The sequence below is a fragment of the Microcoleus sp. EPA2 genome, from assembly GCA_020882975.1.
Lineage (GTDB): Bacteria > Cyanobacteriota > Cyanobacteriia > Cyanobacteriales > Microcoleaceae > Microcoleus.
The window spans coordinates 1-18,312 of record JAHRFD010000058.1; the positions used below are offsets into that span (position 1 = coordinate 1).

9 protein-coding genes are annotated in these 18,312 nt (G+C 43.5%); 4 read left to right on the top strand and 5 right to left on the bottom strand.

The features are described 5' to 3' along the window. Together ligA and AAFP14_RS26010 are read left to right on the top strand one after the other, a co-directional pair. Positions 1–2,071 (top strand): NAD-dependent DNA ligase LigA (gene ligA, locus AAFP14_RS26005; RefSeq protein ID WP_341735066.1); only part of this gene is annotated, 2,071 nt, incomplete at its 5' end. Between the two features lie 182 nt (positions 2,072–2,253). Continuing rightward, entirely contained in the window at positions 2,254–2,697 is a 444-nt protein-coding gene (locus AAFP14_RS26010; protein WP_341735067.1) for a hypothetical protein, read from the top strand. Positions 2,698–2,934: 237 nt separating this feature from the next. Here AAFP14_RS26010 and AAFP14_RS26015 read toward each other — a convergent pair whose 3' ends face one another. The 5 genes from AAFP14_RS26015 to AAFP14_RS26035 form a co-directional block, all read right to left on the bottom strand. Further along, entirely contained in the window at positions 2,935–4,230 is a 1,296-nt protein-coding gene (locus AAFP14_RS26015) for an ABC transporter substrate-binding protein (protein ID WP_341735068.1), read from the bottom strand. Then, on the bottom strand, positions 4,223–4,924 hold the full coding sequence (locus AAFP14_RS26020) for a glycosyltransferase family 2 protein (RefSeq protein ID WP_341735069.1): 702 nt from the start codon (positions 4,922–4,924) through the stop codon (positions 4,223–4,225). The genes AAFP14_RS26015 and AAFP14_RS26020 overlap by 8 nt, the downstream gene beginning before the upstream one ends. A 232-nt stretch (positions 4,925–5,156) precedes the next feature. Next, a complete protein-coding gene (locus tag AAFP14_RS26025; RefSeq protein WP_341735070.1) occupies positions 5,157–5,714 on the bottom strand; it encodes a class I SAM-dependent methyltransferase in 558 nt (185 codons plus the stop codon). 481 nt (positions 5,715–6,195) lie between these two features. After that, positions 6,196–15,000, bottom strand: coding sequence for a CHAT domain-containing protein (locus AAFP14_RS26030; protein WP_341735071.1), 8,805 nt, complete (start codon positions 14,998–15,000; stop codon positions 6,196–6,198). A 135-nt stretch (positions 15,001–15,135) separates the two neighbouring features. Further along, positions 15,136–15,258 carry a hypothetical protein gene (locus AAFP14_RS26035; RefSeq protein WP_341735072.1) on the bottom strand — a complete coding sequence of 41 codons (123 nt, stop codon included), beginning with the start codon at positions 15,256–15,258 and terminating at the stop codon, positions 15,136–15,138. A 429-nt stretch (positions 15,259–15,687) separates the two neighbouring features. Between AAFP14_RS26035 and AAFP14_RS26040 the strand changes: the two genes are divergently transcribed. Together AAFP14_RS26040 and atpD are read left to right on the top strand one after the other, a co-directional pair. Beyond that, the gene (locus AAFP14_RS26040) at positions 15,688–16,494 is read left to right on the top strand and encodes a PEP-CTERM sorting domain-containing protein (RefSeq protein WP_341735073.1); all 807 of its coding nucleotides are present in this window, start codon (positions 15,688–15,690) and stop codon (positions 16,492–16,494) included. Positions 16,495–16,613: 119 nt separating this feature from the next. Beyond that, positions 16,614–18,071 (top strand): F0F1 ATP synthase subunit beta, encoded by a 1,458-nt coding sequence (gene atpD / locus AAFP14_RS26045; RefSeq protein WP_341735074.1) that lies wholly within the window; start codon positions 16,614–16,616, stop codon positions 18,069–18,071. Positions 18,072–18,312 lie beyond the last annotated feature (241 nt).

Sequence of the window (18,312 nt, forward strand, 5' to 3'; positions counted from 1 at the left end):
AAACTCACCCCCCCTCACCCCAGCAGGGGAGGCACAAGAAGAAAATGCACCCCCCCTCAGCCCCCCTTACCAAGGGGGGGGACAAGAAGGAAATTCACCCTCCCTCACGCTGCCAAATTCACCCCCCCTCACCCCCCCTTACCAAGGGGGGGGACAAGAAGGAAATTCACCCTCCCTCACCCCAGCAGGGGAGGCACAAGAAGAAAATTCACCCCCCCTCACCCCCCCTTACCAAGGGGGGGAACAAGAAGGAAACTCACCCCCCCTGACTAAGACTGGGGAAATTACTCCCCCCCTTAACAAGGGGGGGCTGGGGGGGGTTTCCTATGTTTGTGAATTAAAAATTGATGGTTCAGCCTTAGCATTAACCTATGAAAATGGAGTTTTAGTCCGAGGTGCTACGCGGGGAGACGGCATTTCAGGAGAAGACATTACTCAAAATGTTAAGACAATCCGCTCGATTCCTCTCCAGCTAAATATAGATAATCCGCCACCGATTGTGGAAGTGCGGGGAGAAGCTTTTTTATCCTTAGCGGTGTTTGCAGAAATTAATCGGGAACGGGAAAAAGCAGGAGAACAACTATTTGCTAATCCTCGTAATGCCGCGGCTGGTACGCTGCGACAGTTGGATTCTAAAATTGTGGCTCAGCGCAAGTTAGATTTTTTTGCTTATACTCTACATTTGGAACCCGAAAAAACTCAAAATAAAAATGCAGCCCAGTCTCTTACTCTGGATGGTAAGGAGGAGAACGAACAGATAAAAACTCAATGGGATTCTTTGGAATTGTTGCAAACAATGGGATTTAAAGTAAATCCTAACCGTAAGATTTGCTATTCTTTAGATGAGGTTGAGGAGTATTACGAATTATGGGACACTCAACGGCAAAATTTGCCTTACATGACTGATGGAGTTGTAGTCAAGATTAATTCCGTTGAACTGCAAAAACAGTTGGGTTTTACTCAGAAATTTCCCCGTTGGGCGATCGCCCTTAAGTATCCAGCCCAAGAAGTGCCTACAATAGTAGAAGCCGTCACCATCCAAGTAGGTAGAACAGGGGCCTTGACACCTGTAGCAGAACTAACACCAGTGCAGTTAGCCGGAACTACAGTGTCACGGGCTTCTCTATATAATAGCGATCGACTTTCCAACTTAAATCTCCACATTGGCGATACTGTAATTGTCAGAAAAGCTGGAGAAATTATACCAGAAGTGGTGCGAGTTTTAGCAGAACTTCGTCCAGCTTCTGCTCAACTATTTCAAATGCCTACGTGCTGTCCAGAATGCCAACAACCTGTGGTTCGCGAAAAAGGGGAAGCCGTTACCCGCTGCATTAATACATCTTGTCCCGCGATTTTGCGGGGTTCCCTGATTCATTTTTGCAGTCGGGATGCCCTAGATATTAATGGTGTAGGAGAAAAATTAGTGCAGCAGATGGTTGATAACAATTTGCTAAATTCTGTGGCAGATTTGTATGATTTAACACCAGAAAAATTGATGAACTTAGAGCGAATGGGTGCTAAATTAGCCCAAAAGTTAGTAAATGCGATCGGCCAATCAAAAACTCAACCTTGGTCGCGGGTACTTTACGGTTTAGGGATTCGGCACGTCGGCAGCGTTAACGCCCAATTGCTGACAGAAAGATTTACCAATGTCGAAGAATTAGCCTCAGTATCCGCCGCAGCCATTGAAGGTGTTTATGGCATAGGTCCAGAAATTGCTCAATCGGTTTATCAGTGGTTTCAAGTTCCGGCAAATCAAACTTTAATTGAACGGTTGAAAACTACAGGATTGCAATTAAAATCAGAAGTTAAAAATCACAATTCCACACAAAATAATTTGCCCTTAGCTGGCAAAATATTTGTCATCACTGGAACTTTGCCAACTCTAAAACGAGATGAAGCTAAAGATTTGATTCAAAAAGCAGGAGGAAAAGTCACCAATTCCGTTAGTGCTAAAACCAACTATGTAGTTGTCGGAGAAGACGCAGGCTCTAAGTTAGAAAAAGCTCAATCTTTAGGAATACACCAAATTTCAGAATCTGAGTTAATACAACTGCTAGAGCAACCATAAATCCTGAGTAAAACTTAATGTATACCTCTGCACTCTTTCTCCGCGCCCTCTGCGCCCTCTGTGGTTCAAAAAAAGCTCCTTTGACTGCAACGTAAATTTTTTTGCTAAAATCAATGTAGTTCGCTCAAATAGCGCGACCAATCCCAGCCCAAGCAAATCTCAGCAATCATAGGAAATACATTATGTCAGAAATTCCAGCAGAACAAACACCAACAAATTTACCAACTCCAGAAACAACTCCACAAACAACTACCCAAAGCTCCATTTCAGCGGTGGACAACTTGAAAAATACTTTAGGAAATTTCCTAAATAGTTGGAAATTGAAAGCCGGAGTAGCAGTTGCTGTAGTCTTTGGAGTGTTCCTATTAAATTTTTACTGGCAGCATATCATCGCAGTGGTAGGTATGAAAAGTTGGTCGGCGCGATCGGGTGCGAAGGCGATCGAATGTATGGTAAGAGATACTAATGACGACCAGTATGTCAGTTGCAGTGCCCTCCTAGATCAGCAGATTGTCCCTCTGGAGTGCAGTGCGAGCTTATTCAACATCGGTTGTCGAGTCAACTATGGAACTGCTGCACCTAACCTGAGACTGATGAACCCCAGAGCTGCTACGGGTATCAGATGATGGTTAAATGAACAGATGTGTTACTACAATAGGCGACTTACAAAAGATTTGCCACCATGAATAAACTTCTGAAATAAAACTCAAAAAAATTTTGTCATGACTAACGCAAAAAACCCGGTTTATGCTCCCAAATCGTCGCTCTTTTACCTGAGATATGGACGCACAAACCGGGTTTTTGACCCCCGTGGGTCCAAGAGTCTACAAGTCACCGGTGTCAATATTTGGGATAAATATTAACTATTTTCCTTCCCAAATCAAATCTAAACGAGCTTGAGATTCTTGTAAGGCTTTTTCTACAGGTTGTCCTAGCATAGAAGCTTCGATAGCGCGACCTAAATTTTGTGAAATGCGACTATATCCCGCGATAATAGGACGCGAGCCGGCAACCGACATTTGATCTACAAAAACTTTAATCACAGGTTTTCGCTTGATAAATTCTTGATAAGCTTGACTCTGCGCTGATTTCATATTAGCCGGTAAAAATCCAGTGCCAATACTCCATTTGGTTTGAAATTGTTCGCTCAAAGTATATTCCAAAAACTTGAGGGCAGCCTTCTGTCTTTCGGGAGTAGTTTTCATCACAAATAATGTCCCAGTTCCCGTGACTGTGGCTGGCCGAATATCGCTCGGCACTGGAAAAACCCCATAATCAACATTACTTTTCATAATATATGTCCAAGGGCCTGTAATTTGCATCGCGACACGACCGGAAATAAAATCATCTTCTTCATAACCTCTTTCTGGCATTGATAAAGTCGCGGAACCATCTTTTAATAAATCTTGCCAAAATTGTATAGCCTTAATCGCCCCCGGATTCATTAAATTAGGGCGATTATTTTCGATTATTTGACCATTGGCACTTAGTAAAAAGGGAAACCAAGTGAAAGTAGTCCATTCTCCTTTACCAAAAGGAATTAACATTCCATACTGTTCTGGTTTCCCATCGGAGTCCCTATCGATAGTTAGTTTTTTCGAGACTTCCCTTAATTCTTCCCAAGTTTTAGGTAATTCGGTGATTCCGGCTGCTTTAAATAATTTAGGACGGTAAAAAATCCCTATAGAACTGGTAGAGATAGGCACTGACCATGTATGACCGTTTAATTTAATTTCTTCGAGAACGCGGGGATACAATTCTGACTTCACTGGCAATTTGTCTAACCAATCTTCCAGTGGAACAATTGCATCTAAATTAACAAATTGACCTGTCATTTGGGGGTAAAAAGAAAGGATATCCGGTGGAGAATTACCCACCACAGATGTCAGGATTTTTGGTAATTGTTGGTCTAGTTCACCGGCGAAAATAGATTCTACCTGAATGTCAGGATTTTTTTGATTAAATTCTGCAACTAATTTTTGGAATACATCTCGGTTGACAGGAGGGTTAATTCCTTGCCATAGGGTTAAGTGAATGACTCCATCATTTTTGTGACTGACGGTTTGGCATCCTGTAAAAACAAACAAACATACAGCGAGGATAATCCCGATTAAAGCACTTTTTTTGGGTGAAGCGATCGCCTTTATGTTACTAATCATTATTTAAATCAATATTGGCTGTAAAATTCTTACTCACACTGTCTTCCGCTCTGGTGTAAATATAAGTACGAGGCTGAGAAATTTTTACCGCTTTGAATTTTTTTTCAGCCCTTTCCCATAAATCGGTATCTTCTCCATAGGAAATATTTTGAAACCCTCTTAATTCAAACAAAACATGACGTTTCAGAAAAAAAGTAGCACCCATAACACACTCTTCAGCATTAATTAGTTTTCCAGGTTGATAATAATCAGCTACAAAAATATCTCCATCCGTCTCAAAACCACCCGAAATACAATCCACTTCAGGATTAGCTTTCATATACTCCAAACGGGATTCCAAGTGATTCGGCTTATATTGATCGTCACTATCAAGAAAAGTAATGTATTTACCGAAAGATGCTTGAATACCTGCATTTCGGGATAATCCCATTCTCCGGTTTTTATGCTTAAAATAGCGGATATTTTCATGTTTTTCCAGAAAGGGATTAATGATGTCAAATGTATCATCTTGACTGCCATCATCTATAATAAGTAATTCCCAATCTTTAAAGGTTTGATTGAGTACGCTATTAATGCAATCGTTCAAATATTTAGCTCGATTGTAAGTAGGTACAATAATTGATATTTCTGGGATATAAGAAAAACTCAGAGGACTCATAGGTGTAAAAAACTGAGAAATTGTATATTTTTTCAATATTTTTTTCTGAGATTTCAGAGCTAAATTTGAAAAATTTACATTTACCCTATCATATTTTCAGCTAAATATCAAGCAATCAGATGAGCAAGGTAGCTAGTAATATAAACCCTAGCTACTTTTGCTAATTTAATGGTAGATAATTGGATGAAGACCGTGGTTCTAATCAGAGTCCTACACGATCGGGGGATGATTTATAGCAATTTTGCTGCTCTGCTATCGGGATGTTTGTTTAAAAATGTAATCCTTTAATTTCGATGAGTAACAATTCGCTGCCATCAATCCAATGAAATACCTCCTTTGAAACAACATCATAAGCTTCAAAGTCTTCGATACACCAGGAACTTATGTGTTCTTCATGTGGGTTATTGAAAACTTCTTCTTGGGGCCACAATCCCAAGGGAATATTAATGATAATTTTTTTCCCTTTTTTGATGATTTTTTCAATTAAAGCGACGGCTTCATCTTTAGGTAGATGTTCAAGAATATCACCCACAATGATTAAATCATAGTTGCTCACATCATCAATAACTTTTTGGGCGTCTCCTATAAAAATCTGGTCATACAAAAACCGATGAGTATCCAGAATATAAGGCTCAAAAATCTCAATGCCATCTATCTTAATAAGCCATTCCGATTTGTTGTATCTTCCTTGCCCAATTTCCAGATATTCTCGTAAAAGAAATCCCCATTTGCCAAAACCAATACCAATATCTAGTACGGATTTAGGGGAAATGTCCCATATTTTCTCAATTGTTGGAGAAATATGTTTCCAACTCGATGACGGCATATAATTACCTGCGATGGATTATGTCATCTTAAACCATACCATTTATAGGTAAAAATACAATAGCTGCTCCCGACTTAAATTTCCACTGCTGCAATTGCTGTTTTTTGGATAATATCAAATCCTCTCTTCATTAGAATTATTCATCTCTCTGAGCTCTCTCTGTGTTCTCTGCGCTCTCTGCGGTGAAATCATTCCGATCCCACCGAAAATGATATAACTCGATCGCACATCGCACTCAGCAATCGATAGTAGTGGAAAATAAGTATACCATAAATCTGGTAGATCTCACTTATCTGGTTGCGGTGTCAAGTATCTGTTGCTTCCAGAGATACCTATGCTTAACTTATCCGATCTGTCAAGCACAATTTGTATCAAATTAAATGAAATTACGCTGATGGCTCTACCCTCCCCTAATTATAAAGTAATTCTAAAAAAATCCCGACTTTTGAGTCTATTTATATCCGATCCTACATCTGTGAGATTACCAAGGATTTCCAATCATAGTGAAACTACTCCAGTAGTAAGGATGAGAGAAATTGCGGTTTGATTGCTGTAAATTAGGAGGTAAATTTAAAGTGGCATCGGTTGTAACTAACTGTCGGTTTGTCATCCTAATTTTACCAGCAATCATCGCCTGTTGAGCAAGTTGCAGAGCCTCTGTCTTAATCATCGATCCTCGAAGTTGGTTGTAAAATTCACTCATCAGCCCCAAAGTGCCTCCATCATCAACATACCACAAACTTCCTAGGGCAGATTTAGCGCCGGACTTAACAGCTAAACCTCCAAAACCTAACTCTGCTTCCCGATCGCCCAAAGCCGTTCTACAAGCACTTAACACCAACAATTCCACTTGGGGATTGCGCCAATTCAAACTTTCCATGCGATCTAGCTGCAATTGATAATTCCACATTTGAATGTAAGAATTGCTGGATTTTCCTGGTAGGAATTCAGCATGAGTGGCTAGGTGAACGATCCGAAAGCCTCCCTGTGTGTGTTGGGACTTGAGATTATCTATAGTGAAAGTCGAATTGAGAAAAGATTGTCCGCTCCACTCACTATTAATTACCTGTAATTCTAATGGTACACTAGGCAACGGTTTTTGATCGATAAACTCCGATCTACCCATTGCTAATAATGAGGCACTCCTCACAGATTGATAATCGGTATTGGTATTGCTGAAACTGGGAATGAGACTAAAATTATATTTTTCAATTAAGAAGCCTTTCCCGTCGTGTAAAGCCGCAAATGGTACGCTGCGCAGCCCTGGATCTACTGATAGTAGCAGGGTACGAATGCCTAATTTTTCTAAATCAGGTTCTAGCTGTGAAAACAACCATTTATATAGTTGTTGGGCGGGTTCTAAATAGGTAGTAGTGTTGATTTTTCTCGGATTAGTAATTTCATCCCGTAGTTGCTTGACTACCGGGAACAAAGCTGCTCTGTTGGCTGCGGCTACGCTGTAGCGAATTGGTTGTCCTAGGGGAGGAACTAAGATGATTTCTAATTGTTCAGAGCGAGAAACTAGATAAATAATACCAGACCGCCTACCTGTTGTTTGTTGGATGGTTTGTAAAGTGTTTTGAAATTTATTAATCATAACGTTGGGTTCTGGGATATTGGCGGTGACACCCAGATGTTCTAAAAATTCTTGATTTCTAATTCTTTCGATTTCCCAGACTGTTTTCTGTAGGTTGTTTTGTTCAAAAATGCGATCGGGAGACGCAACATATCCGAGAACTCCATCTGCATTAGGGTTGACAATTGTGGAGGGTTTGGAGTCTGTGGGAGATATCACACCGCTGTGGGACAACCGGCTGGTGATACTGGGATCGATGGTTAAAACTCGATCGCCTATACCGACAGGATTGTCTAAGGGTGAGATTTTGCGACGTTGAGATTCTTCTGGATTGAGGGTGGAAGATTCTGGTTCCGGTTCCGGTGCGGGCGTGACTGTGGTTGTGGGTGTCACAGGTGCGATCGGTGTTAGGGGTGCTTCGACAGATTCTGGGGTTGATGTTACCTGCTGAATTGCTGGCTGGTTGATGACAGTTACCTCTGGATTTCTCGGCTGATTTATTACTGTTTTTTCCTCATTATCTAGTGGATTTGTGACTATTATCGGTGGAGTTTCAGTGGGATTTGTGACAGTTATTGGTGGAGTTTCAATCGGATTTGTGACAGTTATTGGTGGAGTTTCAATCGGATTTGTGACAGTTATTGGTGGAGTTTCAATCGGATTTGTGACAGTTATTGGTGGAGTTTCGGTCGGATTTGTGACAGTTATTGGTGGAGTTTCAGTGGGATTTGTGACAGTTATTGGTGGAGTTTCAATCGGATTTGTGACAGTTATTGGTGGAGTTTCAGTCGGATTTGTGACAGTTATTGGTGGAGTTTCAGTGGGAGTGGGAGTCGGAGTTATCGGCGACGTGGGAGTGGGAGTTTCGCTGGGAGTGGGAGTTTCACTGGGAGTGGGAGTTTCGCTGGGAGTGGGAGTTTCGCTGGGAGTCGGAGTTTCGCTGGGAGTGGGAGTTGGGGTGGGAGTGATGGTGGCGTCATCAGTATTGAATGCAATATTACCTACATTCTGTGAGCCGGGAAAGGACTGCGATTGAATCGTAGATTGTCCAGTGATAATTGCACCAGCCGTGCCATTAACAGTAGCATCCCCCACCACAAAGGGTTGAATGGGGGGGCCACCATCGCCTCCAGCGTGTGTAATTGTGATATTTCCCCCACCGATGCCACCAGCAGTGGAAATACTAGCAAATCCTGTGGGCGAAAGTAGAGTTGGGAAAGAATCTGTAGCGCGGAAAAATCCGCCTGTGGAGGAAACAAAAACAGTCCCACCGGTGCCGCTAGTGCCGCCTTGGGCATTGATGAAACTAACTTGAATATCGCCGATCGGATCTAAGAAAACATTACCACCATTTCCGACTATACCGCTGGCATTGATTTGTCTTGCGGTAATAGAATCTTTAGCAACAACGGTGATATTACCGCCAATATTACCTGATGTCGTTAAATTTTTGACATTGACAGTGCCGTTTGGGCTCAAAAGTGCGATCGCCCCGCCATTTCCAGAATTAGAAGCAGTAATATCTCCCAAAACATTGATATTTTCGGTACTATTTACAGTCAAACTTTGAGCGTTAATTGAGGAATTGGCTGTTACATTACCAGCATTGGCGATCGCCACATTTGCTAGCTGTCTCGTAGCGCCAACTGGTGCGCCGAAAGTGACGCTGCCAGTACCAGCCGCGACATTTAGATCGAAACTGCCATTAACACTGTCGATCGCCCCTCCAAAGACAATATTGCCACCTCCAGAGCTGAATTTCGCATTTTGGCTTAAGCCCAAAGCGCTGTTAATCGTAATTCCGCCATTATTGGTGGTAACATTACCAGCTAAATTAGTATTGGTTGCCGTAACATTCACACCAGAAAGTGCTGTGGTTTGTCCGATATTGCCTTGCAATACCACATTACCTTTACCAGCATCAATGTTCAAACGGCGATCGCCATCGATCGCACCTGTGACACTCACATTACCACCACCACTACTGATAGCCACATCCTTACCGACTGTGACATTCCCGTTAATAGCGATACCCTGAGTGGTGGTAGTGATACCACCATTCAAATTCAAGGTGGGAGTATTGAGACTGATGCTGCTGTTGTCATTGGCGGTAATATTACCACTAAGGGCGATCGAACCACTTTTAGTTTGAATATTTACCGGATCGGAAAAACTCAGATTATTAGGAATAGTCACATTTCCACTGCTATCCGATCGCCCAATAGTAATCGAACTAAAGCCATCTTGAATCAAACTCATTTCCGATGCAGTCAAATCCAAAGCGCTAGTATTATTATCAGTCCCACCAACCACTATATTTTGTCCTACAGTTGCAGGTTGCAGCGTTAGCACATTAGTACCAGAAACTTTCCCAGAAAAATCAATTTCGCCAGCGGTGAGATTCAGAGGATTATTCCCGGCGGATAAAGTTGAACCAAAAGCAATCCTGGCATTTCCCACTCCCCAATTCACAGGAGCATTTAATGTCACCGGACCACTAAAATCAATATTATCATTAGTCGTGGTGATATTTCCCTTCAGCCCCACACTTCCCAGACCATTTTGAATCAAAGCACCGTCTAAATTCAGATTATTGCCAATATTCACATTCCCGGTATTGCTGAGAGTTAGCGTACCGTTATTGGTAGTAGTTACACTCTGCAATAAATTAATAGTATCAGCGGAAATACCGATATTTCCCGCCACCTTGACTGCTGCATTAGCAGTGATATTTTTTCCACTAATCAGCAAGCCGCTTACAGAACTAGAATTGCCTACAGCCCCAGTGAATGTCACATTACCAGTGCCACCATTTACGGTCAAATTGCTATTGCCATTAACGGTATCATTGAAAGTAATACTGCTACCAGTTAGAGTGGGATTGTTGGCTATGGTTACTGCATCTCCATAGGTTTGACTGGTGGTGGTTGTCACATTGCCATTGAGTAGAGTGGTGCCGCCAGTATTCGTCGTCAGACTATTAGCTGTGACAGCATTAAAGCTAGTTGTACCGACAGTATTAGCGGTGATATTTCCTAATGGTGTGGAATTGCCTACAGCCCCAGTGAATGTCACATTACCAGTGCCACCATTTACGGTCAAATTGCTATTGCCATTAACGGTATCATTGAAAGTAATACTGCTACCGGTTAGAGTGGGATTGTTGGCTATGGTTACTGCATCTCCATAGGTCTGACTGGTGGTGGTTGTCACATTGCCATTGAGTAGAGTTGTACCACCAGTATTCGTGGTCAGACTATTAGCTGTGACAGCATTAAAGGTAGTTGTACCGACAGTATTAGCGGTGAGATTTCCTAACGGTGTTGTGTTGCCGATCGCTCCAATAACATCAATCTTTCCCGTACCTGTTTCTAACGTGAGATTGCCACTGCCGTTAATGTTATTATTAAACAGAATATTCCCTGCTGCATTGCCTGTTCCCACCAAGACATTATTGCCAACTAGGGCATTGCCGTTAATGGTAATATTTTGAGATTTGGTGGTAATATTGCCATTCAGGTTATTAGTGGTAGCATTGAGAGTAATCGAAGCATTATCAATTCCCGAAATTGATTGATTGGGATTGACCAAAATAGTGCCTTGAGTATTGAAACTCACAGGATCTTGAAAAGATATGGGCAAATTGTCTACAGTAATATTCCCGGTTGTAGTGTTATTGCCGAAAACAATTTTGCTAAAGCCATTACGCAAGGAGGATAAAAACTGTGGTCCTAAGTCGATCGCCCCTGGATCATCAGCAAGTCCTTTTTGGAAGCGAATGCCGACATTGGGCGCAGACGGCACAATTGACAAAGTACCTTGACTCTTGACGGAATCTACTACTCCCGAAAAGCCCATCTCATTGCCACTAATGGTAATATTTCCAGTACCGGACAATCCCTGGGCATCAATCACATTTACCCCAACTTGATTGGGAGTTGCGATCGCCATATCTCCGGCAGTACCAGCACTAGAACTAGAGTTCCAAATTGCACCTGCACTGGCCACAATGTCGCCTGTTTTACCCGTGAGGGTGATGTTTCCACCATTGCCAGCAGTGGAACTAGAATTAAGATTACCCCCGTTAATCTTGTTGGCACTGAGTGTAATCGGGCCTCCATTTCCGGTAGTAGAACTTGTATCGATCGCCCCTGTGGAAGTCGTTGTAATCGTACCATTATTGCTGGTCAAGGCGATCGCCCGTCCGGGATTTGTCGTATCGCCAGTAGTAATATCACCTGTAGCTGTAATCGCGATGGCGATCGGACTGGTAAGATTACGAGAATTGACTATGTTGAGGGAACCCAAAGGCACTGTCCCCCCAAGAGTCCCATTGAGATTAATAATACCTGTTCCCGTAGTCAAAGTTAGATTGCCACCACCGTCAACAGTTCCGCCAAAATTAATATCACCGGCATTAGTTAACCCTGTATTGAGAGCGATATTAGAATTAGTAGCGAGAGAGACTTTGCCACCAAAGATAATATTCTGTTCGTTGGTGATAATATTAGAATTAGCTAAAAAATTGGTCGTTGGAGTATTAAAGGTAATTGAAGCATTGTTTACACCTGTAATGTTTCCATTGACTGCAATGCTGGCCGCTTGCATGGTGACGGGTAAACTAAAAGTAACACCAGGGGGGTCAATGGCGATCGCACCAGTACCATTTGTGCGCCCGATAATCATTTGGGAAAACCCATTCAATACCGGAGGTGCTAGTTCCGCTGCACTCAAATTCAAACGAGAATCCGCAGTATTACCACCCACACTAATATCTAAACTGGGAGTCAATGGCTGCCACTGGATAGTCCCAGTACCTTTAACTTGACTTGTTCCTGATAGTTGAATTTCATCCCCAGTCAAAGTCACATTGCCGCCTAACACCGCATCGATCGCACCGCCGTCGAGGTTAATTGGAATAGAATTGTTATTAGCCTTTCCCGTGAGGCTAATATTACCAGTTCCCGTAGCTTGCACCGTTACCAATGGGGCTGCGGGGAATGTAACGCCGTAACTGCTAAATGCCGTCCCGACACCAGTACCAGTTAAACTAATATCTCCATTCTGGGATTTTACCGTGGCGGAGTTGAGCCAAATCCCGGAATTAGTACCTGTCCCTGCACTCCCCGTCCCCGTCAGCGTCACCTTTCCCAAGCCTGCGGTTTGGACTGTAGCACCACCATCTATATATATACCTTCGTTGGTAGTGCCAGTCCCACCACCAGTACCAGTCAAGCTGACATTTCCAGATGATGCTTTGACAGTACCTGGTGCAACTAATATGCCTTGATTACCATCAGTCCCATTTCCTCCCGTACCGCTGAGAGTCACACTCCCAGTGCCTGTAGATTCTACCACCCCGGACACTGAAATGCCCGTGTTGTTGCCCACACTGCCTTTACCTGTTCCAGTGAGGGTGATATCTCCATTTTGCGATCGCACTATGCTGGGATTATCAATATTTATCCCCTGATTACCATCCGTCCCATTTCCTGCGGTACCGATGATAGTAAGAGTCCCATTCCCCTTCGACTCCACTGTACTGTTGTTGATATTAACGCCACTATTTTGAGTTAAATTTCCACCACCGTTACCAGTCAGGTTGATAGTTCCCCCAGCCGATCGCACAGTGCTACTATTAACAGAGATCCCTGGATTATTAAATGTGCCATTCCCGCCAGTCCCGTTGAAAGTAATACTCCCTGTCCCGATCGACTCCACTGTGCTGGTAGTATTAATATTAATCCCATTGTTGCCACTTACAATTGCGCTACCAGTTCCAGTCAGGCTGATATTTCCATCGACCGAAGTCACTTTAGATGTATTTGTAATAACAAGACCTTCATTATTACCAAATACATCCTTTCCCCCAGTACCATTTAGAGTGATATTCCCGCTGCCAGTGGTTTGTAATGTACCACCAGAAATAGAAATACCGATATTATTTCCCCCTGTCGAATTTCCTCCAATACCATTCAGGTCGATTTTTCCCGATCCAACATTAATTGTGCTCTTATTGACCTCAATTCCCTCCGCGAACGCTAAATTCCCCTGACCATTGCCCACAAAATTACCACCTTTAGTATCTATCGTCGCACCCAATATTCTGAGACTACCACCATTGACAATATCACTATCAGCCTTCAGAGTAATATTGCCTCCCTGAGTTGTGATATTCGCATTGACTTTTATATTGTTATTAGCTAAAGCCGTAATTCCAACTCCCGGAGTAGTTATATTAATAGCAGCACTAAAGGTAATGTTATTAGTAGCTTGTAACATCACATTAGTCGCAGCACTATTAATCAACGCAGCATCAATGGTATTTCCCCCTATATCAGGGTCGGCAAATTGATCGGCTTGACTTAGGGCCGTAAAAGTTCCCGCGCCACTTTGAATAGTAATATTTGTTGGATCGAGTAATAATAATCCTGGATTGCCCTTGGTAGCGAGAGTATTGACATTTCCTCTGAAGTCTAAAAATTGCTTACCCGACACTTCCACAAAGCCGCCATTACCAGAAAACAAACCACCCCTCGCTGTAATATTGCCATTAAAACGAGTAGTTTCATCCGCCCAAACTATAACTCTCCCGCCATTCCCATTACTCACAGCATCAGCATTAATCGTCGAATCAGCACTCACAAAAGTCCGCGCAGCATTGGGCACAATCCCCAAACCCTGATAATCTCCCCCAATCAGTACATTACCGCCCCCATTAATCCCAGAAGCATTGATACTGCCGCCAATAACTCCTACGCGATCGCCTAATATATTTACAGTACCCCCAGTGTTACCAGAGACATTGAGAGTGCCAGAGGCGATCGTAGTTCCCCCAGCCACCGGCACCGCCATACCCCCTGTCAACACCACCTCACCATTCGGATTTACCACCAAACCCGTAGCCTGTTCCACACCTTTCCCAGTCAACAACTCCGGCAAAGATAAAACCGATTGCGTCCAATTATGCGGCAACAAACCCTGATTAGCCGTCGGCTGCACTTCCAAACTCAACAAATTTCCTGCTTGAGAAATCCGCACCAAATTTTGGCCTGGTACTGCCGTCATCGTAATCTGACCACCGGGCGCATTCAACTGACCAGTATTCACCACAGTACCGCCCATCAAACTCAAACTTTGCCCGCTTTGAACGCTCAAATTCCCAGCATTAACAATACTTCCAGGTTGCAAATTAGTAAAAGCAAAACCATTGGGATTGCCGATTAAAGTCGCCCAATTATTATTGCCGATCGCATTAAACCACTGATTCCCCCCAAAACCAATCCCCGTCGCCGTATTAGCATTAAAAGAACCAGGCACATTCAAGCTAGCACCAGGCCCAAAAATTATCCCCGCAGGATTCATCAAAAATAAATTAGAATTCCCACCCGTAACTTGAATCAATCCATTAATTAACGAAGGATTCCCACCATTAATTCGTCCCAGGATGTTTTGGATATTGGGATTAGTCAAAAAATTAGCAATTTGACCTTCACTGATATTTAACTGAGTAAAACTGTGAAACAGATTAGCCTTATCTCCGCTGAAAGCTCCCCCAGAAATATCGTAGCGATTGCCATTGGTAGTAACCTGTGTATTCGTACCGTCTGGTGCTGGGATGATTGGTTGTGCACTCGCAGGTAAAGCCACTCCACTCAGCCCGCCAATTGTGAATAACCATCGAATTAAATGCAGTTTATTCGCCTTCATAAATTTAATATCATAATTATTTGTCGATGCCAATATAACTCAATGGCTAAGCAGTGTCAATATTTACCAATTCAATATTAAGGTATTAAAAAATCCGACTGCAAAAGTTATTTGTTATTGGTTATTGGTTATTTGTTATTTGTTATTCCTCATTCCCAATTCCTCATTCCCAATTCCCCATTCCCAATTGCCAATTCCCAATTGCCAATTCCCCATTCCCAATTCCCCATTTCCAATTCCCCATTCCCAATTCCCCATTCCCCATTCCCCATTCCTCTGTCCTCAGTAAAAACTTTATATTTTTCCGATTAACTTTATCAAAACTTCATAAACTCGGCTGATAAAAAAAAATTATAATTGGCAAAACCTAATCTTGGCAAGAGTTGTAGTCAATTTGATACCCTTGGCAACCGAAATAAATGTTGTATTTTGGAGATATGGAGTAGCTGCAAAACTTGCTGGTAGAGATTAAAGTGTGGCAGTCTGGTGTAAGTGAAAATTCCTAGAGTAATAGCCAGTCTTTTACTCAAAGACACTGATAGCTGATACCGCTCTGTAGAGTAAGTTTTGAAGCCCACGCGATCGTCCTCAATCATCTAGCAGGACAGACCAAGCCTCATCCAGTCTAGCTTGCAGCAAGCATTCTCAGCCTTAGTACATAATTAATCTTGTGGAGGAATCAGGGTTATGACTGCCTTAACCTTAGTCAAAAAAACATCGTTTACTGTCGCTAGTTTAGCAGCAACAGTGGTTCTGAGTATCTGTAGCCCAGCCTCAGCTTTTATGTTTGGGACTACTGGCATCCAATTTGATCAAGATACGGATATTAGCTTTACATTCGATCGCTCCCAGGGAGCATACAAGTCCAGCTTGTGGGTAGCTCAAGCCCTGCCGAACAACACAGGCTACAGCAATGTATCCAGTCTGTTTAGCGAAACTAAACCCTCAGATAACGGCCCTGCCAATAACTGGCAAGGTACCTTCGGCAACGCTGTCACTTCCAACAATGGAGCCATCAGCCAAACCTTCACATTTCTTAAGGATCAAATTTATGCCCTGCTACTGTGGAGTGACACCGGCAGTGGCAAACCCTTCGAGCAATACGTCTCCAGCAGCACCTTTATGAATAGCAGCCTCTGGTTTGCCGCCGACAGCAAGTTCGGCAGAACAGATTGTCTGACAATTGGATGTCAACAAGCCGTATTTGGGAATTTTAGCCTCGACTACAACTCTACAGAACCCTTCAGCACAGTCAATGGTGGCAAGGGCCCAGAGCAGTTTCAATCTGTGACATTGGCACAACTGGCTGAAGAAACCAAAATTTCCTTTGATGACGGCCAAGGACCCAGTGAAGTAGACTTTAAACAATTCACCGTCACTGCTCAAGCAGTCCCCGAACCAATGTCAGTGTTGGGTACGATTTTGGGGATCGGGGCTTTGGGGGCGGCGCGAGCCAAAAAAAACATTACCAGCCAGCAAAAAAATGACTTTTAAGTAGCCCCGTATAAATCTCAATAGTGAGTCTGTTCAGTGGTAATCTGATGAATAGCATTTCTAAATGTTAAGAGTTTTTCCAATATCGGAAAAATAGAATCCTAACAAAGGCACTATTCATGGTATCCACCGCAACAAAAACCAACGTAGGCTACATCACCCAAATCATTGGGCCGGTCGTAGACGTCAAATTCCCCGGCGGCAAACTGCCCCAAATCTATAACGCTCTCACAATCTCCGGCAAAAACGAAGCAGGTCAAGACGTTTCTGTTACCTGCGAAGTTCAGCAACTGCTCGGAGACAGTCAAGTGCGTGCGGTTTCCATGAGTACCACCGACGGTTTGGTGCGTGGCATGGAAGTAGTAGACACCGGAGAATCCATCCAAGTTCCCGTGGGTCTTCCCACACTAGGCCGCATTTTTAATGTCATCGGCGAACCCGTAGACAACCTGGGCCCGGTCAATACTTCCGAAAGTATGCCCATCCACCGCAACCCCCCAGCTTTCACCGAACTGGAAACCAAACCTTCGGTGTTTGAAACTGGAATCAAGGTGATTGACCTCCTGGCACCTTATCGCCGTGGAGGCAAAATCGGCTTGTTCGGTGGGGCCGGCGTAGGCAAAACCGTCATCATGATGGAACTGGTGAACAACATCGCCAAGGCTCACGGTGGTGTATCGGTGTTCGGGGGTGTGGGCGAACGCACCCGCGAAGGTAATGACCTCTACAAGGAAATGATCGAGTCTGGGGTTATTAACGAAGAAGACCGCAGCAAATCAAAAATTGCTCTGGTTTACGGTCAAATGAACGAGCCACCTGGTGCTCGGATGCGCGTGGGCCTGTCTGCTCTAGCCATGGCCGAATACTTCCGCGATGTCAGCAAACAAGACGTGCTGCTGTTTATCGACAATATCTTCCGCTTTGTACAAGCGGGTTCTGAGGTATCTGCTCTGTTGGGTCGGATGCCTTCTGCTGTGGGATATCAGCCGACTCTCGGTACTGATATGGGTGACTTGCAAGAGCGGATTACTTCCACTACCGAAGGTTCGATTACTTCGGTGCAAGCTGTTTACGTGCCTGCGGATGACTTGACTGACCCCGCACCAGCTACGACTTTTGCTCACTTGGACGCTACAACTGTGCTCTCTCGTGGTTTGGCTGCCAAGGGTATTTATCCTGCGGTTGACCCGTTGGATTCTACGTCTACGATGTTGCAAGTTAGCGTCGTGGGTGAAGAACACTATGGTGTGGCTCGCCAAGTGCAATCGACTCTGCAACGCTACAAGGAATTGCAAGATATTATTGCAATTTTGGGCTTGGATGAGCTGTCGGAAGATGACCGCTTAACCGTGTCTCGCGCTCGCAAAATTGAACGGTTCTTATCGCAGCCGTTCTTTGTGGCGGAAGTGTTTACAGGTTCTCCTGGTAAGTATGTCAAGCTGGCAGATACTATCAAGGGCTTCCAGATGATTCTTGCTGGTGAGCTTGATGATTTACCAGAACAAGCATTTTATTTGGTGGGCGACATTAGCGAGGCGATCGCCAAAGGTGAAAAAATGAAGGCTGATGCCAAGTAATTTTAGTCATTAGTCATTAGTCATTGGTTATTAGTTATTGGTTATTAGTTATTGGTTGCCAATTACTAATGACTGCTGACTAATGACTGCTGACTAATGACTGCTGACTAATGACTGCTGACCAATGACTGCTGACTAATGACTGCTGACTAATGACTGCTGACTAATGACTGCTGACTAATGACTGCTGACTAATGACTGCTGACTAATGACTGCTGACTAATGACTGCTGACCAATGAC

Bases quoted from the DNA above. Each gene is read 5' to 3' on its own strand.
- atpD (WP_341735074.1), top strand. From the start codon at position 16,614: ATGGTATCCACCGCAACAAAAACCAACGTAGGCTACATCACCCAAATC.
- AAFP14_RS26015 (WP_341735068.1), bottom strand. From the start codon at position 4,230: ATGATTAGTAACATAAAGGCGATCGCTTCACCCAAAAAAAGTGCTTTA.
- AAFP14_RS26025 (WP_341735070.1), bottom strand. From the start codon at position 5,714: ATGCCGTCATCGAGTTGGAAACATATTTCTCCAACAATTGAGAAAATA.
- AAFP14_RS26010 (WP_341735067.1), top strand. From the start codon at position 2,254: ATGTCAGAAATTCCAGCAGAACAAACACCAACAAATTTACCAACTCCA.
- AAFP14_RS26030 (WP_341735071.1), bottom strand. From the start codon at position 15,000: ATGAAGGCGAATAAACTGCATTTAATTCGATGGTTATTCACAATTGGC.
- AAFP14_RS26040 (WP_341735073.1), top strand. From the start codon at position 15,688: ATGACTGCCTTAACCTTAGTCAAAAAAACATCGTTTACTGTCGCTAGT.
- AAFP14_RS26035 (WP_341735072.1), bottom strand. From the start codon at position 15,258: ATGGGGAATTGGGAATGGGGAATTGGAAATGGGGAATTGGGAATGGGG.